Here is a 24,062-nt window from a genome sequence, read left to right on the forward strand (position 1 = left end):
TTTGGCAGAAAAGATTCTCTTAAATTCGATGAAAAACATTTTCGGTTTTTGAGGAATTTGAATTATATTTGCATAATAAAACCATTATAATTATGTCATTTTCAGATTTATTTGATAGCGAATTTAAAACGAGAAATAAGGGTCATTTTTCGGCTATAGTTCGTGTTGCCACTTCTGACGGAGATTTGAGCAAAGAAGAAAAAGAATTTTTAGATAAACTAGCTGTGAGATTAGAAATTTCAAAAGCTGAATATGAAGAAATTCTTGAAAACCCATTGAAATACCCTATCAATCCGCCTTATTCTTATGCGCACAGATTGGAACGTTTGTATGATTTATCGAGAATGGTTTATGCAGATCACGTTCTTGGACCAAAACAAAAAGAAATTTTAACTCGTTTTGCTTTAGCATTAGGATTTACTCCTGGAAATGTAAATCACATCGTTGATAAAGCATTGTCATTATTAGTAATGGGTGTTGATTTAGACACATTTACTTTTGAAATGACGCACATGAATAAATAATTTCAAAAAATAAATTTATAGAAAAAAAAGTCTTGAGAAATCAGGACTTTTTTTATTTAGCAATTTCAAAAGGAAGAATGACTTCAAATGTAGTTCCTTTTCCGGGCTCTGTTTGATAGTCGATTTTACCATCCATGAGTTCTACTAAGTTTGAAACAATAGATAAACCAAGTCCTAAACCTTCTATTTTTTTGAAATTGTGGAGTTTTTTAAAACTTTTAAAAACATCTGATTTTTGAGGTGCTTCAATACCAGAACCTGTGTCTTTTACTATAATTTGCAACGTTAAAAAATCTGAATCACTACTTTTTAAATTCATCTCGAATGTAATACTTCCTTTTTTTGTAAACTTAATCGAATTATCTAAAAGATTAATTAGAATTTGATTCAATCGAATTTTGTCTCCAATTAATTCATCAGTAATTTTTTCTTGAATATTAACTCTAAACTCTAAATTTTTCTTTTCAACTTTAAGTTTAATTACTGATAGTAAATTATTTATACCTTCTTTAAGAGAAAATTTTTCGTAGACAATATTCATTTGTCCTGATTCAATTTTAGATAAATCTAATAAATCTTGAACCAAATGATGGATGTGACTTGTTGTGTCTTTTAGTGTTTTAACGTAATCTAATTGCTCGTCTGTAAGATTTGTTTTTTCTAAAAAATTTAAAAAAAACTTCAAACCCCAAATTGGTGTTTTCAAATCGTGACTAACATTCGCCAAGAATTTATTTTTAAAATTCTTCTCCGATTCTAATTGTTGATTTCTCAATTCTGAAAGATGAAAATTCAAAACAGATTCGTTTTTTTCTTGAGCAATGCTTTGAAAATTATCGTAGTGATCTGTGAAATCTATAAAAATCAGAAAATGATTTTCATTCTTTGAACCTGAATTGAAAATGATGTCAATAGTTTTTTTAACACCTTCATAATCAATGTGAATACAGCTAAATGTAAACTCGTTGTATTCTGAATCAATCAAAAAAATAATGGTCTCAAAAAAAGGATGAAAATTAGAAATTGAAGTTTGTTTCTGAATTTTATAAAGCAAATCATCGGAATGTAAAACAATTCCTTGCTTGTCTAAAACTACAATTTGAGTTTTATTATAGAGATATTTATTTCTAATTTGCTCAAACATTTTTTACCATTTTCAGTCCAATTTTTTGAAACAAATTTTCAACTTCAATTCCTTCTTTAGCACTAGCAAAATAGTCAATTGAAATGTTTTCTTGCTCTAATAAGTTTTTAAATTCCTCAATGTCAATTAAATCTGATTTATTGGCAACAGAAACAATTTTTGAAGTTGGATAGGTTGTTTTTATAAAATCAATCTCTTCATTAAATCGTTCATAGGTTTGTGAACGCGTTGGATCAATAACATAAATAAATCCTGAAGTACCTAAAAGATATGACGAACGTACTTTTTGAATATCGTCTTTTCCTTCAATATCCCAAATTACTAAAGTTAGATTTAGTTCTTCAATTTTAATTTCTTTTTTGAGAATATGAACACCAATAGTAACTATATAATTATCTGAAAAAGTATTTTGAACAAATCTTCTCATCAACGAAGATTTACCAACACCAAAATGTCCTACTAAAACAACTTTTTTCGAACTATTCATTTATAAACTCAGTTAATTTTATTGTAATTTGCTCTTTATCAATGGCGTCTGTTTTAATCTGTGATGCAAAGTCGAACAATTTATTTTCTAATTTGTTTTTGAAAGAAGCATCAAATCCACCTGAAATTACTACAGCAAAATAATACGCAGTGAAATTTTGAATGTGAATTTCAAATAATTCATATTGAATTAATTCTAAGCTTTGTTGGTCTTTTTTAAAAGCATCTTCAACGAAACTTTTAATTGCGGTTAACATTCCAGCGATCATATCTTCATCGATACTTTCTTGTTTGGATGCACTTGAAATGATTAGTCCTGAACCTTTTTCTATAACAAAAATCTGTTCAACAGAAGTCTGATTCATTTCGCTCAAAATGATTTCTTTTTCGGAAACTCCTATGAAAATAGCTTTCACTTTTCGTTGCCAAGTTTTAATTGAAAAAGTGGTTTGAACTTGACTATTAATAGAATCTGAAAGTGCTTTTATTTCTTGCTGAATGTATTTTTTAATCATTTTACCAATGATAGGGAATAATGCTTCAACAACTTTATCCTGGGATTTGGTCAAAGCATCAGCAATAACTGGACCTAATTTTGTTGGAATTTCATCCACAAAAGTGTCTATTTTTTTATCAATAATTGGGTTTACTTTTTCAGAAAGTTTTTCGTGTGTGTTAACCGTATCTTCTAGAGAATCTAATTTTTGTAGAATATTTTGCGCAAAATCTCTGTCCTCACTAAGAAGAAGTTCTTTGAGCTTAATTAATTTCTCTGAATCTGTCATAATAATGAATTAGTCCTTCATTATCTTTTCACCCACAGAAACTAGTAGTGTTCCTAGTAAGTTTCTATCGACTTTTTTGTGGTTTAATTCGTCCGTTTTATCATTCATACTGTTCTCTAAATCAGTAATTCTGATATTTAAATCGGTAGCTAAATTATCGATAGTGCTGTTTAAATCCTTACGAGTTTCAGCAATGAAGTCTTCTAATTCCTCTTTTCTTTTTTCAATGTGATTTTTAATCGCCTGAAATTCCTGATCGATTTGCTGAATGTTTTCACCAAAAATCAGATTTTTGATAGCTTCCAATCTTTGAGCAGATTCTAGTGGGTTTACTGCTGGAGTTTCTGTTTCTTTTGATTGATTTTTAGACATATAAGTAAGTAGTTTTGTTGGAAAAAATGTTTGCAAATCTAATAATTTTCTTTCAACTACACTACTTTTCAGTATTTATGTTTGTAGAATTTGTACTACGAATCAGAAGTTTTCATAAATTCTTCTGCCTTGCTAACCATGTTGTAACTACCGCAGAAAAAAGGTACTCTTTGGTGTAATTCTGTTGGTTGAATTTCCATTATTCTTCTATAACCATCAATTGCTTTTCCGCCAGCTTGCTCAGCAATAAAAGCCATTGGATTACATTCATACAACAATCTAAGTTTACCATTTGGAGCTTTTGAACTTGTTGGATAAATGTAAATTCCACCTTTAATCATGTTTCTATGCATATCTGAAACCAAACTTCCAATGTACCTCGATGTATAGGGTCTGTCACCTTCTTCTAGCTGACAATATTTTATATAATCTTTCACTCCTTGGGGAAAATGCACATAATTTCCTTCGTTTATCGAATAAATTGTTCCGTCTTTTGGATATTGCATGTTTGGATGTGAAAGGTAAAAAGTCCCTATGGCTGGATTTAAAGTAAAACCATTTACACCGTGACCAGTTGTATAAACCAACATGGTTGAAGTTCCATAAATAACATATCCTGCAGCCACTTGTTGTGTTCCTGGTTGAAGAAAATCCTCGCTTGTTACAGGTGTTCCAACAGGTGTTTTTCTTCTAAAAACAGAAAAAATAGTTCCAACAGAAACATTAACATCAATATTAGAAGAGCCATCCAAAGGATCCATTAAAACTACATATTTATTACTGTGTGAATTATCAGAACCTGCAACCGTGATAAAATCGTCATTTTCTTCAGAGGCGATTCCGCACACAATTTCACGATTAATTAGCGTTTGAATAAAAACTTCATTGGCATAAACGTCTAGCTTTTGTTGGTCTTCACCTTGAACGTTTTGTTCTCCAGCAGCTCCAACAATATCAACCAATCCAGCTTTATTTACTTTGTAGTTAACAACTTTTGCTGCTAGTCGAATTGAGTTTATAATTCTTGATAATTCACCTGAAGAATACTGAAAAGCATTCTGATTTTCAATGATAAATTCACCTAAGGTTTTATTGCGTTCTTCCATTACGAAATCGTTGTAGTTATTTGTGCAAATATCGTTTATTTTATTAAATTTCAAATCAATTAAACGAATTAATACTACAAATTTATTATCAAACTTATTTTATCTTTGTTCTTTAATTTATTAAATCATAATACAATGAAAATCAAATCATTTTTAGCAATTGCCTTATTAGTTATTTTAAACATTTCTACAGCAAATGCTCAAATTAACTTAGGAGAAAAAGCTCTTGGTGCTTTACAAAATGGAGTTGCAAGCTTTACATTTTCAAATGAAGATGCAGCAAAATTATCTAAAGAAGCTGTTAGAAAAATGGATTCAACTAATGTTGTAGCTGGACCAAAAGATGGTTATACCCTTAGACTAAACAGAATTTTTGGAAAACATGCAAGCGAAAACGGATTAGCATTAAACTATAAAGTATATCTAACAAAAGATGTAAATGCATTTGCAACTGCAGATGGAAGTGTTCGTGTTTATTCAGGTTTAATGGACATTATGGATGACAATCAATTGCTTGCCGTTATTGGTCACGAAATTGGTCACGTTGCCAATGAAGATACAAAAGATGCTATGAAAGCTGCGTTAAGAAAAGCTGCATTGATTGATGCTGTTTCATCGCAATCTGATAAAGTTGCCAAATTAACAGACAGCCAATTAGGTCAAATTGGAAACGCAATGTTAGACAGTAAACACAGCAGAAAACAAGAATCTGAAGCAGATACTTTTTCATATGATTTTATGAAGAAACATGGTTATGATGTAAACGCAGTTGAATAGGCTTTTAATTTATTAGCTTCTCAAAGTGGTGGTGCATCAGCCGATTTTTTATCAAGAATGATGAGTTCACACCCAGATCCAAAAGATAGAGCAGAAACTGCTAAACAGAGAGCAATTACTGATGGACTATACAAAGCATATGTTCAAAAACCAATCAATAACAAAGTGGTTGTAACAAAAACTACTACTAAAAAAGCTACTACTAAGAAGAAAAAGAAATAACTTCTTAAAACTGATATTTTTTAAAATTCCAAATTCCACTATTGCAGTTGGAATTTGGAATTTGTATTTTTGGGAAATACTATTTTTGCTATGATAATAAGAAAAGGAACTCCTAACGACATGCCATCGGTTTTAGAGTTGATAAAAGAATTAGCCGTTTTTGAAAAAGAACCTGATGCCGTTGTTATAACTGTCAACGATTTAATTCGTGATGGTTTTGCAGAAAACCCTTTGTTTCATACATTTGTTGCAGAAGTTAACCAGAAAATCATCGGAATTGCTCTTTATTATTACAGATATTCTACTTGGAAAGGCAAGACAATTCACCTTGAAGATTTAATTGTAAAAGAAGACAAACGCGGAACCGGAGCAGGATTTGCACTTTACAGTGAAATCATAGCCCAAGGAAAACGTGATAATGTGAGAAGAATTGAATGGAATGTTCTAGATTGGAACACTCCTGCAATTGAATTTTATAAAAAAAGTGGAGCAAAAATTCTTGATGATTGGCGCGTGGTTCAAATGGATGAAAGTGGAATTAACGAATTTCTAGAAAAATAAAATAAAAAGAATTGATTTCTATTTCGGCTAAAAATCTGAAATCTGAAATCTGAAATCTGAAATTAAAATGAGAATATTTAAATTTGGTGGCGCATCAGTGAAAGATGCCGATGGTGTAAAAAATGTCTTTGATGTTTTACAAAAAGTGGGTCATGAAGATGTATTAATTGTAATTTCTGCAATGGGAAAAACAACCAATGCTTTGGAAATTGTAATCAAAAATTATTTTGAAAAATCTAACGAATTTCATGCTTCCTTACAAGAAGTTAGAAAATACCATAATCAAATTTTGTTAGACTTATTTGACGATGAAGAACATGATGTTTTCTTTGCGGTGAACAGTCATTTTGCCGATTTAGAATATTTCTTGAGAAGTAATAAATCTCCAAATTACAACTTTGTGTACGACCAAGTAATTAGTTATGGAGAAATTGTTTCTACAACAATTGTAAGCTATTATTTCAATCACCAAGGTTTAAAAAACAATTGGATTGATGTTAGAAATTTCATTAAAACCGATGCCACTTACCGTGATGCCAATGTAGATTGGGAGCAAACTCAAAAATTGATTTCTAAAGGAATTAAGAAAAAAGCATTAAACATCACACAAGGATTTTTAGGTTCAGACGAAAATAACTTTACCACAACTTTAGGTCGTGAAGGTTCCGATTATACTGCAGCGATTTTTGCTTATTGTTTGAGTGCGGAAAGCGTAACCATCTGGAAAGACGTTCCTGGTGTAATGAATGCCGATCCAAGATATTTTGAAAATGCTATTTTATTGAATCAAATTTCTTATCGTGAAGCAATAGAATTAGCCTTTTATGGAGCTTCTGTAATTCACCCAAAAACATTGCAACCTTTACAGAAAAAAGAAATTCCGCTTTTTGTTAAATCCTTTATAAATCCTTTGTTACCTGGAACTTCAGTTTCTAAAGGTGCCGATTTAGAACCAAAAGCTTCTTGTTTTATTGTAAAGAAAAACCAATTATTAATTTCTCTTTCATCCATAGATTTCTCTTTTATTATGGAAGAAAATATCAGTGAAATTTTTGCGCTTTTACATAAGTATAAAATCAAAGTAAGTTTGATTCAAAACACAGCCATCAGTTTTTCTATTTGTATTGAAGATAAATTTGAAAATTTCAATGAATTGAAAACTATTCTTTCAAAGAAATTTAAAGTTTCTTATAATGAAAATGTTTCGCTTTACACCATTCGTCACTTCTCTAAAGAAGCAGCAGAAATGGTAGAAAAAGACAAAACCATTTTAGTAAAACAAATTTCTAGAGAAACCATGCAGATTGTTACTAAGGAGTAATGTCAAGAAAATTGAAAATAATAGTATTTCTCGTTTTACTTTCATTAATTGTCATTTTTTTACGCGATTTATACAAGCTTTTTGACACGTCTTTTTATCAAGGAAAAGACAATGGTATTTTTGCAAGATTTGAAGTAGTTGTTATTTCCAGTGCTTTATTTTTCTTTTTTATTTCAAGAAAAAATAGAATTTTCAATTTAGCAATTGGTTTTATTATTGGAATATTTTCTGGAGTAATTAGTTATTTTCTTGCTGTTTTTATTCCGTCAAACACATTTTTTGATTTTTCATATCATTTAATTGCAACAAGTCTTTTTATAATTGCCTTTTTCCGAATAGAAAAACTTTTTGCCTCTAAGAAATTGGCTTCTTAATCTGTTTTCCCATGAGCTTTTTCCAATTATAAATACTACTTTTGACATTTATGAGTTATCTTATTTATGTTAAAAAATAGTTTTTTATGGATGTTATTGTTCTGTTTTTCGGGCATTTTTGCTCAGGAAATAGAAACGCCATATAAAAACAAAAAAATAGCTATTTCTAAAGATACTATCGCTATTGATAACGTTAGCATCAATAAATCGTTCTTTAAAATCCTTAATAAACAAGGAATCGAAATCGACTCTTCCTATTATAAAGTAGATTTTCAAAACTCAAAATTGATTTTCAAAAACAATTATGTTTCTCAAGATTCATTGACCATTCGTTATTTGAAGTTTCCTGAATTTCTTACTAAAACCTATTCTATTTATGATGAAAAACGAGTGGTTTCAAACGAAGCTGGAAATTTATACACCATAAAAAGAGACAATCTAAAAACCTTCAAACCATTTGACGGACTGAATACTTCGGGAAGTATAACTCGTGGAATTACTGTTGGGAACAATCAAAATTCAACAGTAAATTCTAATCTTGATTTGCAAATTACAGGTAAAATTTCCAATAAAGTTTCACTTCGTGCTTCTATTCAAGATAGTAATATTCCTTTGCAAGCTGGCGGCTATTCGCAAACATTAGACGAATTTGACCAAATATTCATCGAATTGTTTTCAGACAAATGGAGTATTCGCGCTGGTGATTTATTTCTTGAAAACAGACAATCTAAGTTTTTAAATTTCAATAAAAAAGTTCAAGGAATATCATCAAAATTCACTTTTGGAACACCTCAAAATAAAACTGAAGTCTTTGCCTCTGGTGCAGTTGTTCGTGGTCAATATGCAAAAAGCAATTTCACTGGACAAGAAGGAAATCAAGGTCCGTATAAATTACGTGGTGCCAATGGAGAATTATTTGTACTGGTAATTTCGGGTTCAGAAAGAGTTTTTGTTAATGGAATTTTATTAAAAAGAGGTGAAAGCAATGATTACATAATCGATTATAATGCAGGAGAAATCATTTTTACTTCTCTATTTCCTATCACTTCCGAAATGCGAATTGTTATTGAATATCAATATTCTGATAGAAATTTCACTCGATTTGTAACCTATGGAGGCGCAACACATCAAAGCGAAAAATGGTCTATTGGCGGATTTTTATATTCTGAAAATGATGTGAAAAACCAACCATTGCAACAAAATTTATCTAGTCAACAAGTTGAAGTTCTCAAAAATACTGGAGATGATTCTAATTTAATGACTGCGCCATCAGCTTACGAAGATTCTTATTCAGAAAATAAAGTTTTGTATGAAAAAGTCATTATTGGTGGTGTTGAAGTTTTTCAATATTCAAATGATGCAAATGACACCTTGTATAATGTACGATTTTCGTTGGTTGGAAATAACTTAGGAAATTACGTTTTAGCAAACAATAATGCCGTTGGAAAAATCTATGAATATGTTGCTCCAATTGCTGGGATCCCACAAGGAAATTACGAACCAATAACACGATTAATTGCTCCAACAAAAATTCAAATTGCCACAATTTTAGGAAGTTACAAACCAAATGAGAAAACCGCAATTGATTTTGAACTCGGAGTAAGCAACAACGATTTGAATCTTTATTCAGCCATTGACGACAATAACAACAGAGGGATTGCAACAAAAATCAATGGAAAACAGAGACTTTATTCAGGAAAATATAATCTAGATGCTTTTGCAAATTATCAATTAGTGCAACAAAATTTCAAGACTATAGAACGATTATTCAATATAGAATTCAATCGTGATTGGAATTTAACAACCATTTCTGGTAATCAAAGTTTGTTGGTTTCAGGTTTAAATTTTGATTTTAAAGCCAAAGGATTTGCCAAATATCAACTAGAAAAACTAGATTTTACCAATAATTTTTCAGGAACACGACATATTGTTCAAGGAAGTTTCAAACATAAAAAATTAGTTGTTCAACAAAATTCTAGTTTCATGAAAAGCACTGGAACTATTTCAAATACTGACTTTATTCGAAATCAAACTAGAGCAAAATTACATTTTAAAAAGAATTGGATTGGTGGAAGCTTTAACCTTGAAGACAATCAGGAACAATTGGTTGCCACAAATCAATTCACCACTTTAAGTCAACGTTTTTCAGAATATGGTGCGTTTATTGGTCGTGGTGATAGTACAAAAGTTTACACTGAAATTGGCTATTTGAATCGAAAAAACGACAGTTTGCAATTAGGAATTTTGCAACGAGTAAATACTTCTGATTCCTATTATTTGAAATCTAAATTGATTCAAAATAAGAAAACCAATTTATCTCTTTTTGTAAATTATCGAAGATTAAAATATACCAATGCAACGATTCCAACAGAACCATCATTGAATTCTAGATTGCTTTACAATGATAATTTTTTCAATCAGTTAATTCAAACCACAGTTGCCTACGAAACTGCTTCAGGAACCATTGCTCAACAGGAATTCACTTATTTAGAAGTCAATCCCGGACAAGGAGTTTACATGTGGAATGATTATAACAACAACGGAATACAAGAACTACAAGAGTTTGAAATCGCTGCTTTTCCAGATCAAGCCAAGTATGTTCGTGTGTTTCTTCCCAATCAAATTTTTGTAAAAACACATCAAAATAAATTTTCGCAATCGGTAACTTTAAGTCCTTCAAAATGGATTAACAATAAAGGTTTCAAGAAACTACTCTCCTATTTTTATAACCAAACTTCATTTTCATTAGACAGAAAAATCCAACGCGATACTGATAATTTTAATCTGAATCCGTTTTCAACAAGCGAAGATAATTTACTCGGATTGAACACTAATTTCAGAAATAGTTTGTTTTACAATCGAGGCAAGCAACGTCACTCATTAACGTACACTCATTTAAATGGACGAGTAAAAACGTTGTTGTCTATCGGTTCGCAAGAAAACACAACACAATCCAATCAGGTGCAATACGCACATTTGGTGAAAAAAAGTTGGTTATTTAATTTGGATTCTTCTGTTTCAAATTCAGAAAGTATCTCAGATAATTATGCGACGCGAAACTTTGAATTAAATTCCTATTCGGTTGAACCCAAAATCTCCTATTTATTTTCGAACAATAAAAGTTTGTCACTTTTTTATGAATATAAAAACAAGGAGAATATTATAAACTTACTCGAATCTTTAAAACAACAACGTTTCGGAATTTCGTTTAATTATTCAAGCGACAATAAATTTACAGCCAATGGAGAGTTCTCACTTTATAATAATGAATTCATTGGCAATGCACTTTCACCTGTTGCTTTTCAAATGCTTGAAGGTTTGCAACCAGGAAAAAACAGTACTTGGCGATTACTTTTACAGAAAAATCTAACTCAATATTTAGACATTAATATCAACTATCAAGGACGAAAATCAGATACATCAAGTACAATTCACACAGGAAATGTTCAATTGAGAGCATTCTTTTAGTGTAGACATAGTTCTACAAAAAAATGATATTGGAATAATTGTTGTTTAGAATTAATTCGTTAATTTTAAACTTTAATAACCATATTAAGAATTCACAATGAAATCGCAGATTCACGAAAACCAATTAAAAAAAATTAAGACCATGAGTAAAAAACTAATTTTATTATGCTTAGTGTTTATTTTCTCAAACACAACTTTTGCACAAGATGTAAAAGAAAAAGCATCAAAAACTAAAGCTAAAACTGAAAAAGTAGTGAAAGCTAAAAAAGAAAAAGCTGAGAAACTAAAAGAAGAGAAAGCTAAAGCTAAGAAAGATGCTGAAAAAGCAGCTAAAAAAACAGAGAAAGACGCTAAAGCTAAAACTTCTAAAGCTAAAAAAGACGTAAAGGCGAAAACTTCGAAAGCTAAAAAAGAAACTGAAGAAAAAGCAACTAAAATAAAAAAAGACGGAACTCCTGACAAACGTTTCAAAGATGCAGAAGATAAAGCTAAAGAAACAAAAGCATCTGCAACAGGAAAAGCGAAAGCTACAGCAAAAAAAACTACTACAAAGGTTAAAAAAACTGCAGCTGAAGAAAAAGAAGATATGAAAGAAACTGCAGCTTCTAAAACTGCAGAGAAAAAAGTTGCCGATAAAGTAACTGGAAAATATAAAGGTAAAAAAGTATTCACCGGACCAAGAGGTGGAAAATATTACATCAATAAAAACGGAAACAAAACTTATATTGATGCTGAACAAGAAGAGTAAAAATTTCTTTTTCTAAAATTTTAAAAATGCAACTTTCAACCTATCGAAAGTTGCATTTTTTGTTTAGCTTTTTACTTAAAATTTCCTTTCAAAAACATTACGAAAACTTATAGTAAAAATTCATAAATCCCTTATTTTTATGGGTTTTTTCATTTTTCAACGTTTGTAAAATATTGTTAAACAAATAGTTATGAAAAAGTAAAAATTAGTAGTATTCCTACACATTGTTAAAAACTAAAGCCGATTGTGAATAAGTTTGACTTTCATTTTCGTTTAAAATTATCAATCTTTGTAACAGTTGAAATAAGTTAAAAAAACCTTAATAAAAACCATAATTATGTCTTTCATAGAACCAATCCTTCAAGAAAATAAAGATCGCTTTGTAATTTTCCCAATTAAGCATCAAGATATTTGGGAATGGTATAAAAAACAAGAAGCTTGTATTTGGACAGCAGAAGAAATTGACTTACACACCGATTTGAATGATTGGAACAATAAATTGAATGATGATGAAAAATATTTTATCAAACACATTCTTGCATTTTTCGCTGCATCTGACGGAATTGTAAATGAAAACCTTGCTGAAAATTTTGTAAGCGAAGTACAATATCCAGAAGCAAAGTTTTTTTACGGATTTCAAATCATGATGGAAAACATTCACAGCGAAACTTATTCGTTATTGATAGATACTTATGTAAAAGACGAAGCAGAAAAACACGAACTTTTTCATGCCATAGAAACTTTTCCTGCCATTAAAGACAAAGCTGAATGGGCTTTAAAATGGATAGAATCTGATTCGTTTGCAGAAAGATTGATTGCTTTTGCAGCCGTTGAAGGAATTTTCTTCTCAGGTTCTTTTTGCTCGATTTTCTGGTTGAAAAAACGTGGTTTAATGCCAGGTTTAACTTTTTCAAACGAATTAATTTCTCGTGATGAAGGAATGCATTGTGATTTTGCCGTGCATTTACACACCAATCATATTGTAAATAAAGTTCCTAAAGCAAGAATCACAGAAATTTTAACTGACGCTTTAAACATCGAAAGAAAATTCATCACCGAATCACTTCCTGCAAGTTTGATTGGAATGAACGCTACTTTGATGACACAATATTTAGAATTTGTTACCGATAGGTTGTTAGTAGAATTAGGATGCGATAGAGTTTATAACTCTTCAAACCCATTCGATTTTATGGACATGATTTCGCTTCAGGGAAAAACAAATTTCTTTGAAAAACGTGTTGCAGAATACCAAAAAGCTGGTGTAATGAATTCTGATTCTGAAGCAAGTAAAATTAGTTTCGACGCTGATTTCTAGGTTCTAGCTTTAAGCAATTAGCTGAATTTGCTTAAAAGGAAAAATTCTAAACAATCCATTCATGCTTTATTCAAAAAAAGGCTAAATGCTGATGCCTGACAGCTAATAGCTATTAACAAATAACCCGAAATAGCGAAGGGATTTTCTATTTCACAAAAACTTAAAACTTATGTACGTAGTAAAAAGAGACGGCCACAAAGAGCCGGTAATGTTTGACAAAATCACCGATAGAATTAAAAAACTATGCTATGGTTTAAACGACAGAGTAGATGCTGTAAAAGTAGCCATGCGTGTAATTGAAGGATTGTATGATGGAGTAACTACGTCAGAATTAGATAATCTTGCAGCAGAAACAGCAGCGTCAATGACAATTTCGCATCCTGATTATGCACAGTTAGCAGCAAGAATCGCTATTTCAAATTTACATAAAAACACCAACAAATCATTCTCAGAAACGATGAATGAAATGTATCATTATGTAAACCCAAGAACCAATCAAGAAGCACCATTGCTTTCGGAAGAAGTTCACAATGTAATTCAAGAAAATTCAGAATTTTTAAATTCTCACATTATATATAACCGAGATTTTAACTACGATTATTTTGGTTTCAAAACTCTAGAACGTTCCTATTTGTTAAAAATCAATGGTAAAATTGTTGAAAGACCACAACACATGTTGATGCGTGTTTCTGTTGGAATTCACTTAAACGACCTAGAATCAGTTATTGAAACTTACGATTTAATGTCGAAAAAATTCTTTACACACGCGACACCAACATTGTTCAACGCTGGAACTCCAAAACCTCAAATGTCATCTTGTTTCCTATTAACTATGAAAGATGATAGTATTGATGGAATTTACGATACGCTGAAACAAACGGCAAAAATTTCACAATCTGCAGGTGGAATTGGATTAGCAATTCACAATGTTCGTGCAACAGGTTCTTATATTCGTGGCACCAACGGAACTTCAAACGGAATTGTTCCGATGTTGAGAGTTTTCAATGATACTGCTCGTTATGTAGATCAAGGTGGTGGAAAACGTAAAGGAAGTTTTGCGATTTACCTAGAAACATGGCATGCAGATATTTTTGATTTCTTGGATTTGAAAAAAAATACAGGAAAAGAAGAAATGCGCGCAAGAGATTTATTCTTCGCTATGTGGACTTCCGATTTGTTCATGAAACGTGTTGAAGCAGATTCAACTTGGACCTTAATGTGTCCTAATGAATGTCCTGGATTAGATAATGTTTATGGCGATGAGTTTGAAGCATTATATACTTCGTATGAAGTACAAGGAAAAGGAAGAAAAACAGTAAAAGCGCGTGAACTTTGGGAAAAAATTCTAGAATCACAAATTGAAACTGGAACTCCATATATGTTGTACAAAGATGCAGCGAACAGAAAATCGAACCAAAAGAATTTGGGAACTATCCGTTCGTCTAACTTGTGTACTGAAATCATGGAATACACTTCTGCAGATGAAGTTGCTGTTTGTAATCTAGCTTCTATTTCATTACCAATGTTTGTTGAAAACGGAAAATTCAATCACGAATTACTTTTCAATGTAACAAAACGAGTAACTAGAAACTTAAACAAAGTAATTGATAGAAATTATTATCCTGTAATAGAAGCTGAAAACTCTAACATGCGCCACCGTCCTGTTGGACTCGGTGTTCAAGGTTTGGCAGATGCTTTTATCATGTTAAGAATGCCTTTTACAAGTGACGAAGCAAAACAATTGAATCAAGAAATTTTTGAAACATTATACTTTGCAGCAGTTACTGCTTCTATGGAATTGGCTAAACAAGAAGGACCCTATTCTTCCTATGAAGGTTCACCTATTTCTAAAGGTGAATTCCAACATAATTTATGGAATATTAAAGACGAGGAACTTTCTGGAAGATGGGATTGGGCAGGTTTGAGAAAAGAAGTTTTAGCAAATGGTGTTAGAAACTCATTATTAGTGGCGCCAATGCCAACGGCTTCAACATCTCAAATTCTTGGAAACAACGAAGCTTTTGAACCTTACACTTCTAACATTTATACAAGAAGAGTACTTTCAGGAGAATTCATTGTGGTAAACAAACATTTATTAAACGATTTAGTAGAAAGAGGATTGTGGAACGAAACCTTGAAGCAAGAAATTATGCGTCACAATGGTTCGGTTCAAAATATCGAATCGGTACCACAAGATTTGAAAGAACTTTACAAAACTGTTTGGGAAATGTCTATGAAAGACATCATCGATATGAGCCGTCAAAGAGGTTACTTTATTGACCAATCACAATCATTGAACTTGTTTATGCAAGATGCCAACTATGCTAAATTGACTTCGATGCATTTCTATGCGTGGAAATCAGGTTTAAAAACTGGAATGTATTACTTGAGAACAAAAGCTGCGGTTGATGCCATCAAGTTTACATTAAACAACGATAAAAAAGCAGAACCAATTGAAGTTCAAGAACAACCTACAGTAGAAATAAATGCCATTACAGAACCATTACAACCAATTGCTGTTCTAAACGAACCAGTTGAAATGACAGCCGAAGAATACAGAGCAATGATTGAAATGGCAAAAAATGCTGGTCCAGATGACTGTGAAATGTGTGGTTCATAAAAATTAAAGAAATGAAAAAAAGCATTATCGTATTTTTCCTGTTAGTTACTTTAATTTCAGAAGCTCAAGAAAAAAGACTTTGGGCAAAATCATTTCAAGACAAAGAAGCACCTGCTTTTGTTGTTGAAGAGTGGATTTCTGACAAGCCTGAATTGAAAGGAAAATTTGTATTAATAGATTTTTGGGCTACTTGGTGCGGACCATGTAAAAGAGCAATTCCTGAACTAAATTCATTTCAAAAAGAATTTGAACAAGATTTAATTATTGTTGGAATAAGTGATGAAACCAAAGAAAAAGTTTTAACACAAATCAATCCTAAAATTGAATATTACAGTGCGATTGACACAAGTAAAAGGTTAAACGATAGCTATGTTGTAAAAGGAATACCTCATTGTGTGTTAATTGATCCAGATGGAATTGTTAGATGGGAAGGTTGGCCACAACAAAAAGGATATGAACTAACTAGCGAAGTAATTAAAGAAATTATAGCTAAATATAAAAAATAATTATAATTAATCAACTTAAACAGTCATCTATTCGATGGCTGTTTTGTTTTTTAATTATCTTTGAAATCAAATAAAATTACCATGGCAAAAGAAAAAGGAGTATATACAGGAATTATTGAAAAAGATGAAAACGGAAACTATTTCTGTGGCGAATATTTATTAGATTATCAAATGGTTGTAAAGGATTTTAAATTAGGAGATGAAATCAATATCAAATCAGTTATTGCAAATCCGAGTGATAAAAGTTACAATCAATATCCGAAAAAATCACGCCATTTCTTTTTGGCGAATGATAAAAAATAATTGCAATGCTTAGCATCAAAAGGACAACCTCTGATAATCCCGATTTTGAAAAACTCGTAGTTCAATTGGATGCCTATTTAGCTGTTTTAGATGGTGAAGATCATGCCTTTTATTCCCAATTTAATAAGTCAAGTTTATTGAAAAACGCCTTAATTGTCTATGAAAATGAAATTCCAATTGCAATTGGCGCTTACAAAGAATATGATGCAGAAACGGCCGAAATGAAACGAATGTTTACTTTACCAAAACATCGTGGAAAAGGAATTGCTTCTAAAGTTTTAACAGAATTAGAATCTTGGGCAAAAGAAGAAAATTATAAAACTGCTTTATTAGAAACAGGTCATTTGCAAAAAGATGCTATCTATTTATATCAAAAATTAGGATATAAAATCATTGAAAACTTTGGGCAATATCAAGGTGTTGACAATAGTATTTGCATGAAAAAAATTATCTAATATCTAATATTTAAAATCTACTATTAAATGATGAACTGGGAACAACTTTTATCTTTAAAACGTCAAGGCGACAAAGGAAAACGACTACGAATAGAGCAAGACGATACGCGTTTAGGCTTTGAAGTTGACTACGATAGAATTATCTTTTCATCAGCATTTAGAAGTTTACAAGATAAAACGCAAGTCATTCCGCTTTCGAAAACCGATTTCGTTCATACTCGATTAACACATAGTTTAGAAGTTTCAGTAGTAGGACGTTCAATTGGCCGACTGGTTGGAAAAAAAATCATTGAAAAATATCCACATTTACAAGAAATATACGGTTATCAAGCCAATGATTTTGGAGCCATTGTAGCCGCAGCTTCCTTGGCACACGATATTGGAAATCCACCTTTTGGGCATTCAGGTGAAAAAGCGATAGGTGAATATTTTTCTATCGGAAAAGGACAAAAGTTTAAAGAACAACTAACCGATAAAGAATGGCAAGATTTAATAGATTTTGAAGGGAATGCCAACGGATTCTCGGTTCTAACAAGTTCACGACCTGGAATAGAAGGAAGCATCCGATTGACTTATGCCGTTTTAGGAGCTTTTATGAAATATCCGAAAGAAAGTTTGCCTAAAAAACCAACTTCAAACATTGCGGATAAAAAATATGGTTTCTTTCAAACTGACAAAGAATTTTTCAAAGAAGTAGCCGATGAATTAGGATTGATTCCGAACAAATCGGGAAATGATATTGGCTATGAGAGACATCCTCTTGCCTATTTAGTTGAAGCTGCAGATGACATTTGTTATACCATTATTGATTTTGAAGACGGAATAAATCTCGGATTAGTGTCGGAAGATTTTGCCTTAGAATATTTAATTAAATTGGTTAAAGACACTATTGATACTAATAAATATCAAACACTTACTACCAAAGAAGACAGAATAAGTTATTTGCGTGCTTTAGCCATTGGAAATCTAATTAACGATGCGGTTCGTATATTTATAGAAAATGAAGAAGCAATTCTAAAAGGAGAATTTCCATATGCATTAACAGATAAAAGTAAATACAAAGCACAAATTGATGACATTATAAAACTGAGTGTGAAAAATATTTATCAAAGTCGTGAAGTAATTGAGAAAGAGCTTTCAGGTTATCATATGATTAATAATTTGTTAGATAAATTCATAACGGCTTACAATAATAATTATGAAGGAAAATCTACCAATTATGATAAGCTATTATTAAAGATCTTGCCGGAAAAACATCATATTGAAAAAGAAACATTGTACGAAAGATTATTACACATTTGCCATTTCATTTCGATGTTAACTGATGGTAAAGCATTATTATATAACAAAATAATTACTGCATAAAATTTGTTAAAATTATGATTTTCAAGCAAAATAGTTGCTTTTAGATGAAAATTAATTTAGATTTGTTACCCTATAAAAAACTACAAACTTTAATTATGAAAAAAATTACATCTCTATTGATGATTTTGTTTACAATTTTGAGTTTTTCACAAGAAAATAGAGTGAAAATTCAAAACTATTTAGACAGAAACAAAGCCAAATTTAATCTTACATCACAAGATTTAAGTGATTGGACAATTGAAAGTACAGGTAATTCAGAATCAACAAAAATTGATACTTATTGGATTAAACAAAGACATCAAGGAATTGAAATCTTTAATTCTGTTTCAAACATTTGGATGAAGAATGATGAAGTAATCAACTCTACTGGAGTTTTTATTTCGAATGTTGCTCAGAAAGTTAACACAACTTCACCTACATTATCTGTTTTAAATGCACTTAACAAAGCTTTTGAATCAGTTAATCAATCAAGTTCAAACAACCAAATCATTGAAACTATTAGTAATAATGAATTCAAAATTTCTAATGGTAACTTAATAGAAGATCCTATTACTGCTGAACTTGTTTATCAACCAATGGGTGAAACTTTAAGATTGGCTTGGGATTATTCATTCTACACTCAAGATTATAAACATCTTTGGAGTATGCGAGTTGATGCAGTTACTGGAACTATTCTTCAAAAACACGACCTAGTAATTTCATGTAATTTTGAAAATCACAAAGGCCATAAACATGGTTCTTCTGATTTTTCTTTTTACAAAAATTTATTTAAAGATGAAAGTTTAGCTTCTCCTCTTCAAGTACAAGGCGGTTCTTACAGAGTTATTCCTTTCAACTTTGAAAGTCCAAATCATACTGCAAGACAATTAGTTACGAATCCAGAAAATGCAACTGCATCTCCAAAAGGATGGCATGATACAAATACAATTGCTGGAAATACTGCAAGTTTAAAATATACTTACACAAGAGGTAACAATACTTGGGCAAGAGCAGATTATACAGGTGCAAACCCAACAACTCACAATACCAATGCCGCTACTAATGGTTTTGCTCCAGATGGTGGTGCAGCATTAAATTTTGATTTTCCTTATCCAGGAACAAATGTTGCAGCAGACACTTATATTAGCGCAGCAACAACTAACTTGTTCTACATGACCAACATACTTCACGATATTTGGTATCAATATGGATTTAATGAAGCAAATGGTAATTTTCAACAAACAAATTATACAACAGTAACTGCACCAGCTTCATCTGACGCTCTTTGGGGAGATGCACAAGATGGATCACAAGCAGCTGCACCAACTTCAAACAATGCTAATTTTTCAACTCCTGTTGATGGGCAAAAGCCAAGAATGCAAATGTATTTATGGAACTATGGTCCTAAATCTTTATTTGTATTATCTCCATCCTCAATAGCTGGTGATTATTATTCAGCTGATAATGGGTTCGATCCAGGAAATGTTCCAGTTCCATCAGCTCCAGGTTCAATTGAAACTGAATTAGCATTATATTTAGATGCGGATCCTTCTACATCTATTGCATGTACTCCGGCATCAAATGCAGCAGCACTTAATGGTAAAATTGTAATTTTAAGAAGAGGAGATTGTACTTTTGTTTCTAAAGTAATTAATGCACAGAACGCAGGTGCAATTGCAGTAATTGTTGTGAATAACGTCGCAAATCAACTTGTCACTATGAGTGGTGCTGATGCGAATATACTTATACCAGCTGTTTTTGTAACACAAGAAGTTGGAGAAGCTATTATTGCACAAATGCAAAGTGGTCCTGTGACAGTAAAATTACAAAAACAACCATTTATTAATTCAGATGGAGATTTAGATAATGGTATCATATCTCACGAATTTGGCCATGGTATTTCTACAAGATTAGCCGGTGGTAGATTAAACTCAAGTTGTCTTCAAAATTATGATCAAATGGGAGAAGGCTGGTCGGATTGGTTTGCAATGATGATGCAAATTAAGCCTGGTGATGTAGGTTCAACTCCAAAAGGATTAGCTACTTTTGTATTAAGTGAGCCAACAAATGGTGGTGGACTTCGCTCATATCCTTACTCAACTGATATGTCAATAAACCCATTGACATATGGCGATTCTAACACACCTATTCCTTCAGATCCTGCTGATACTTCATACAGATATGTAAATGGTGATTTTTGGGCAACAGTTCTTTGGGATTTAAATTGGGCTTATATTCAAAAATATGGATATAATGATAATAAATATACAGGTACAGGTGGAAACAACAAAGTAATGAGATTAGTTATTGATGGTCTTAAACTACAACCTTGTAGCCCTACAGTCGTGTCAGCAAGAGATGCTTTATTTGCGGCAGATCAAGCAACAACTGGTGGACAAGATTATTGCTTAATTGCTGAAGTTTTCAGAAGAAGAGGTGTTGGATTAAATGCATCTGCAGGAAGTAATCAAGATTGTGATGATCAAATAGAAGACTTTACAGCTTTTGCTCCTGGACCTAATTGTACATTAAGTGTAGATTATTTTGAAAATAATGAATTATTCAGAATTTATCCAAATCCAACAAATGGATTCCTTAATGTAAGAATCGACAACTACGTAGGAAAAGTAAATATTCAAGTTATTGATATAAATGGTAGAATTGTAAGTGAATATAAAAATGAAGATTTCAATACTGAGAAATCATTAAACTTAAACAATTTACAATCTGGAATGTACATTTTAAAAGTGAATGGTGACAATGTTAACTTCACTCAAAAAATTATTAAAAACTAAATAGTAATTAATATAAATTTAAAAGGCTTTCAAATTAATGAAAGCCTTTTTATTTATATAAAATTATAAATTATTCCTATTCCCAACATTTGTTTTAATTGAACTTTTGGACCAACAGTTACTTGAATATTATCTATTTCCTCTTTTGCCTTGATATCATCATCATAAATTAAATGCGCTCCAATATTAGCCCTAACATACTTATTTACAACTAAATCAAATTGCATTTGCCAATCAACATCAATATTTCCAAACTTGTTTATATAATCTGAATATAAATTCAATCTGTTTTCAATTATTATGTTCTTAAAAACTTCTTTTTTGTAACCACTTGTTACTAAGAAACCTAATTCTGTTCTAGATTTTTTTCCTTCACTAACCATATTTCCATTATCATCATAAACAGCTTTAGAAACACCAAAAGCACCTTGAGCTGCCAATTCTCGAGCTAAAACTAAAGTTGTTTTTTGTGTCAGAGGAGAAATATATACATTAATCTTTTTTTCTTTGTTGGAATATTCTGCACCAATTCCAAGAAAAATATAAGCAGGTGCAAAAGGTTTTGAAATAGCTTTTTCAGTGTTTGGGTATGAATATCCATCAGTAAACTGTGTACTAAAATTTAGTTTAGCTGAATGATACCAATTTGAAATAGTGTCTTGTCTATACCCAAAAGTAGAATTTAATTGAAAAGCATCATCCGTTTTTCTAAGTTCAACACCATCTTGTTTATTTACACCATACTTAAATATCATCTCATTAACCCATCTAACATTGTCTGTAGTGTATTTTCTAACAAAATTACCTTTCAATAAACCAGAAACTGAACTATTCCCTCCAGCATTCCAATTCATAAATGCTATTTGACTAATATCCAAACCAACCACATTTTTCTTTTCCCAATGAGAAATAGTATCTGGTAACTTAGTTTGAATTGCCTGAGAAAAAGTGATTTGTGTAAGTAGCAAAATTAAAACTACAGATGATTTGAGGAAGAATCTCATGACAAAAAAATTAAAAGTTATGCAAAAATCGTAAAATCAAATAGTAGAAAAAAGTGTTTCTAAACTTTTAACGTCAATTTTACAAATTTGTTGCAATTCTTCCACCGTTCCGTGTTCGATAAAATCATCAGGAATCCCGAGCGTTTTTATGGTGTTTTTATAATTATTTTCAGAGGCAAATTCCATAATTGCCGAACCAAATCCACCTTTAATTATACCATCTTCAATAGTAATAATAGTTTCAAATGAATTGAAAATTTCATGTAACATCGTTTCGTCCAATGGTTTTACAAATCCAAAATCATAATGTGCAATTGCTTCATAATTTGAAACTTTATCTACAGCTAAAGCCACATTGTTTCCAATAAAACCTGTAGATAAAACGGCTGTTTTAGTTCCTCTTTTCAGCAAATGCGCCTTACCTATTTCAATATTCTGGAATTTTGAATTTGAAATTTTGAATTTTGAATTTGGATATTTTCCTCTTCCTCTAGGATAACGAATTGCAATCGGATGATTTAGTCCTAACGAAGCTGTATGCAGAATATTTCGCAAATCAATTTCATCTTTTGGAGCATAAATTATCATATTCGGAATGCATCGCAAATATGCCAAATCAAAAACACCGTGATGTGTTGCACCATCTTCTCCGACTAATCCTGCTCTGTCTAAACAAAATATCACTGGTAAATTCTGTAAAGCCACATCATGAATCACTTGGTCATAAGCGCGTTGCAAAAATGTAGAATAGATATTGCAAAAAACCACCATTCCTTGCGTTGCCATTCCAGCCGCAAGAGTTACTGCATGTTGTTCGGCAATTCCAACGTCAAAAGCTCTTTCTGGAAAAGCATCCATCATAAATTTCAACGAACTTCCACTTGGCATTGCAGGTGTAATTCCAATAATTTTTGAATTATTTGTAGCTAATTCAACTAAAGTCCAACCAAAAACATCTTGAAATTTAGGTGGTAAATGTTCTTCCGATTTCGGATGAATTTCACCAGTTGTTTTATCAAATTTTCCTGGTGCGTGATATTTTACTTGGTCTTCTTCGGCTTGTTGTAAACCTTTACCTTTTGTGGTAATTATATGTAGAAATTTTGGTCCTTTTACTTTTTTCAAACGTTCTAATTCGGAAATCAAAGCTTCAAAATCATGTCCGTCAATTGGTCCAGAATAATCAAAGTTCAACGACTTAATCATGTTATTCTGCTTCGGATTTTTTCCTTCTTTAACAGAAGTTAAGTAGTTTTTCAAGGCACCGACACTTGGGTCAATTCCAATAGCATTATCATTCAAAATTACTAACAAATTCGCATCAGTAACTCCAGCGTGATTTAATCCTTCAAAAGCCATTCCGCTAGCAATTGAAGCATCACCGATTACAGCAATATGATGTTTATTTTCACCTTTCAGCTGAGAAGCAATAGCCATTCCCAAAGCAGCCGAAATAGAGGTTGACGAATGTCCAACGCCAAAAGTATCATAAACACTTTCGCTACGTTTTGGAAATCCAGAAATGCCTCCAAGTTGACGATTGGTGTGAAAAATATCTTTTCTTTTTGTTAGAATTTTATGTCCATACGCTTGATGACCAACATCCCAAACCAATAAATCATTTGGTGTATCAAAAACATAATGCAAAGCAATTGTAAGTTCAATCACACCAAGACTTGCACCAAGATGTCCTTCTTTTACAGAAACTACATCAATAATAAAATCACGCAATTCTTTAGCCAATTGTGGTAAGTGCGATGGTTCCAATTTTTTTAAATCGGATGGATTATTGATGTTTTGAAGTAGGTTGCTTTTCATTTGAAAATAAAAAG

At 31.4% G+C, this 24,062-nt stretch carries 20 protein-coding genes and 1 pseudogene; 14 read left to right on the top strand and 7 right to left on the bottom strand.

Annotated features, from left to right (window positions below):
* The first annotated feature begins 92 nt into the window (after window positions 1-92).
* The gene (locus tag ABD771_RS12680) at window positions 93-524 is read left to right on the top strand and encodes a tellurite resistance TerB family protein (protein ID WP_345095137.1); all 432 of its coding nucleotides are present in this window, start codon (window positions 93-95) and stop codon (window positions 522-524) included.
* Window positions 525-576: 52 nt separating this feature from the next.
* On the opposite strand, the gene ABD771_RS12685 is transcribed toward ABD771_RS12680, so the two are convergent.
* The 5 genes from ABD771_RS12685 to fbp form a co-directional block, all read right to left on the bottom strand.
* Window positions 577-1,668 (bottom strand): sensor histidine kinase, encoded by a 1,092-nt coding sequence (locus ABD771_RS12685; RefSeq protein WP_345095139.1) that lies wholly within the window; start codon window positions 1,666-1,668, stop codon window positions 577-579.
* Entirely contained in the window at window positions 1,661-2,155 is a 495-nt protein-coding gene (locus ABD771_RS12690) for a Rab family GTPase (RefSeq protein ID WP_345095142.1), read from the bottom strand. The genes ABD771_RS12685 and ABD771_RS12690 overlap by 8 nt, the downstream gene beginning before the upstream one ends.
* Entirely contained in the window at window positions 2,148-2,939 is a 792-nt protein-coding gene (locus ABD771_RS12695; protein WP_345095144.1) for a cell envelope biogenesis protein OmpA, read from the bottom strand. The genes ABD771_RS12690 and ABD771_RS12695 overlap by 8 nt, the downstream gene beginning before the upstream one ends.
* 9 nt (window positions 2,940-2,948) lie before the next feature.
* Window positions 2,949-3,311, bottom strand: a complete 363-nt coding sequence (locus ABD771_RS12700; RefSeq protein WP_345095145.1) for a fructose 1,6-bisphosphatase — start codon at window positions 3,309-3,311, stop codon at window positions 2,949-2,951.
* A gap of 95 nt (window positions 3,312-3,406) precedes the next feature.
* Window positions 3,407-4,417, bottom strand: a complete 1,011-nt coding sequence (fbp, locus tag ABD771_RS12705) for a class 1 fructose-bisphosphatase (protein ID WP_345095147.1) — start codon at window positions 4,415-4,417, stop codon at window positions 3,407-3,409.
* A 135-nt stretch (window positions 4,418-4,552) separates the two neighbouring features.
* Between fbp and ABD771_RS12710 the strand changes: the two are divergent.
* The 13 genes and pseudogenes from ABD771_RS12710 to ABD771_RS12770 all read left to right on the top strand — a co-directional run bounded on the left by ABD771_RS12710 (window position 4,553) and on the right by ABD771_RS12770 (window position 21,226).
* Window positions 4,553-5,416: pseudogene (locus ABD771_RS12710) on the top strand (M48 family metalloprotease).
* Window positions 5,417-5,506: 90 nt separating this feature from the next.
* Entirely contained in the window at window positions 5,507-5,977 is a 471-nt protein-coding gene (locus ABD771_RS12715; RefSeq protein ID WP_345095149.1) for a GNAT family N-acetyltransferase, read from the top strand.
* Window positions 5,978-6,044: 67 nt separating this feature from the next.
* The gene (locus ABD771_RS12720; RefSeq protein WP_345095151.1) at window positions 6,045-7,298 is read left to right on the top strand and encodes an aspartate kinase; all 1,254 of its coding nucleotides are present in this window, start codon (window positions 6,045-6,047) and stop codon (window positions 7,296-7,298) included.
* Window positions 7,299-7,309: 11 nt separating this feature from the next.
* On the top strand, window positions 7,310-7,672 hold the full coding sequence (locus ABD771_RS12725; protein WP_345095153.1) for a hypothetical protein: 363 nt from the start codon (window positions 7,310-7,312) through the stop codon (window positions 7,670-7,672).
* 66 nt (window positions 7,673-7,738) lie between these two features.
* Window positions 7,739-11,140, top strand: coding sequence for a hypothetical protein (locus ABD771_RS12730; protein WP_345095155.1), 3,402 nt, complete (start codon window positions 7,739-7,741; stop codon window positions 11,138-11,140).
* A 142-nt stretch (window positions 11,141-11,282) separates the two neighbouring features.
* Window positions 11,283-11,888, top strand: coding sequence for a hypothetical protein (locus ABD771_RS12735; protein ID WP_345095157.1), 606 nt, complete (start codon window positions 11,283-11,285; stop codon window positions 11,886-11,888).
* A 337-nt stretch (window positions 11,889-12,225) separates the two neighbouring features.
* A complete protein-coding gene (locus ABD771_RS12740; RefSeq protein ID WP_345095159.1) occupies window positions 12,226-13,203 on the top strand; it encodes a ribonucleotide-diphosphate reductase subunit beta in 978 nt (325 codons plus the stop codon).
* Between the two features lie 169 nt (window positions 13,204-13,372).
* The gene (locus tag ABD771_RS12745; RefSeq protein WP_345095161.1) at window positions 13,373-15,823 is read left to right on the top strand and encodes a ribonucleoside-diphosphate reductase subunit alpha; all 2,451 of its coding nucleotides are present in this window, start codon (window positions 13,373-13,375) and stop codon (window positions 15,821-15,823) included.
* A gap of 11 nt (window positions 15,824-15,834) precedes the next feature.
* Window positions 15,835-16,329, top strand: coding sequence for a TlpA family protein disulfide reductase (locus ABD771_RS12750; RefSeq protein ID WP_345095163.1), 495 nt, complete (start codon window positions 15,835-15,837; stop codon window positions 16,327-16,329).
* A gap of 81 nt (window positions 16,330-16,410) precedes the next feature.
* Window positions 16,411-16,632, top strand: coding sequence for a hypothetical protein (locus ABD771_RS12755; RefSeq protein WP_345095165.1), 222 nt, complete (start codon window positions 16,411-16,413; stop codon window positions 16,630-16,632).
* A gap of 5 nt (window positions 16,633-16,637) precedes the next feature.
* A complete protein-coding gene (locus ABD771_RS12760) occupies window positions 16,638-17,087 on the top strand; it encodes a GNAT family N-acetyltransferase (protein ID WP_345095167.1) in 450 nt (149 codons plus the stop codon).
* Between the two features lie 30 nt (window positions 17,088-17,117).
* Entirely contained in the window at window positions 17,118-18,452 is a 1,335-nt protein-coding gene (locus ABD771_RS12765) for a deoxyguanosinetriphosphate triphosphohydrolase (RefSeq protein WP_345095448.1), read from the top strand.
* 95 nt (window positions 18,453-18,547) lie between these two features.
* A complete protein-coding gene (locus ABD771_RS12770; protein WP_345095169.1) occupies window positions 18,548-21,226 on the top strand; it encodes a T9SS-dependent M36 family metallopeptidase in 2,679 nt (892 codons plus the stop codon).
* A gap of 53 nt (window positions 21,227-21,279) precedes the next feature.
* Here the strand turns inward: ABD771_RS12770 and ABD771_RS12775 are convergent, their stop codons facing one another.
* Window positions 21,280-22,230, bottom strand: coding sequence for a DUF3078 domain-containing protein (locus tag ABD771_RS12775; protein WP_345095172.1), 951 nt, complete (start codon window positions 22,228-22,230; stop codon window positions 21,280-21,282).
* A 36-nt stretch (window positions 22,231-22,266) separates the two neighbouring features.
* Window positions 22,267-24,048 (bottom strand): 1-deoxy-D-xylulose-5-phosphate synthase, encoded by a 1,782-nt coding sequence (locus ABD771_RS12780; protein ID WP_345095174.1) that lies wholly within the window; start codon window positions 24,046-24,048, stop codon window positions 22,267-22,269.
* Between the last annotated feature and the right edge of the window lie 14 nt (window positions 24,049-24,062).

The organism is Flavobacterium chungnamense, assembly GCF_039539165.1.
In the GTDB taxonomy this organism is placed as follows: domain Bacteria; phylum Bacteroidota; class Bacteroidia; order Flavobacteriales; family Flavobacteriaceae; genus Flavobacterium; species Flavobacterium chungnamense.

Excerpts from the sequence above, each read along its gene's own strand:
- ABD771_RS12680 (WP_345095137.1), top strand. The coding sequence starts at position 93 with ATGTCATTTTCAGATTTATTTGATAGCGAATTTAAAACGAGAAATAAG.
- ABD771_RS12685 (WP_345095139.1), bottom strand. The coding sequence starts at position 1,668 with ATGTTTGAGCAAATTAGAAATAAATATCTCTATAATAAAACTCAAATT.
- ABD771_RS12690 (WP_345095142.1), bottom strand. The coding sequence starts at position 2,155 with ATGAATAGTTCGAAAAAAGTTGTTTTAGTAGGACATTTTGGTGTTGGT.
- ABD771_RS12695 (WP_345095144.1), bottom strand. The coding sequence starts at position 2,939 with ATGACAGATTCAGAGAAATTAATTAAGCTCAAAGAACTTCTTCTTAGT.
- ABD771_RS12700 (WP_345095145.1), bottom strand. The coding sequence starts at position 3,311 with ATGTCTAAAAATCAATCAAAAGAAACAGAAACTCCAGCAGTAAACCCA.
- fbp (WP_345095147.1), bottom strand. The coding sequence starts at position 4,417 with ATGGAAGAACGCAATAAAACCTTAGGTGAATTTATCATTGAAAATCAG.
- ABD771_RS12715 (WP_345095149.1), top strand. The coding sequence starts at position 5,507 with ATGATAATAAGAAAAGGAACTCCTAACGACATGCCATCGGTTTTAGAG.
- ABD771_RS12720 (WP_345095151.1), top strand. The coding sequence starts at position 6,045 with ATGAGAATATTTAAATTTGGTGGCGCATCAGTGAAAGATGCCGATGGT.
- ABD771_RS12730 (WP_345095155.1), top strand. The coding sequence starts at position 7,739 with ATGTTAAAAAATAGTTTTTTATGGATGTTATTGTTCTGTTTTTCGGGC.
- ABD771_RS12735 (WP_345095157.1), top strand. The coding sequence starts at position 11,283 with ATGAGTAAAAAACTAATTTTATTATGCTTAGTGTTTATTTTCTCAAAC.
- ABD771_RS12740 (WP_345095159.1), top strand. The coding sequence starts at position 12,226 with ATGTCTTTCATAGAACCAATCCTTCAAGAAAATAAAGATCGCTTTGTA.
- ABD771_RS12745 (WP_345095161.1), top strand. The coding sequence starts at position 13,373 with ATGTACGTAGTAAAAAGAGACGGCCACAAAGAGCCGGTAATGTTTGAC.
- ABD771_RS12750 (WP_345095163.1), top strand. The coding sequence starts at position 15,835 with ATGAAAAAAAGCATTATCGTATTTTTCCTGTTAGTTACTTTAATTTCA.
- ABD771_RS12755 (WP_345095165.1), top strand. The coding sequence starts at position 16,411 with ATGGCAAAAGAAAAAGGAGTATATACAGGAATTATTGAAAAAGATGAA.
- ABD771_RS12760 (WP_345095167.1), top strand. The coding sequence starts at position 16,638 with ATGCTTAGCATCAAAAGGACAACCTCTGATAATCCCGATTTTGAAAAA.
- ABD771_RS12765 (WP_345095448.1), top strand. The coding sequence starts at position 17,118 with ATGAACTGGGAACAACTTTTATCTTTAAAACGTCAAGGCGACAAAGGA.
- ABD771_RS12770 (WP_345095169.1), top strand. The coding sequence starts at position 18,548 with ATGAAAAAAATTACATCTCTATTGATGATTTTGTTTACAATTTTGAGT.
- ABD771_RS12775 (WP_345095172.1), bottom strand. The coding sequence starts at position 22,230 with ATGAGATTCTTCCTCAAATCATCTGTAGTTTTAATTTTGCTACTTACA.
- ABD771_RS12780 (WP_345095174.1), bottom strand. The coding sequence starts at position 24,048 with ATGAAAAGCAACCTACTTCAAAACATCAATAATCCATCCGATTTAAAA.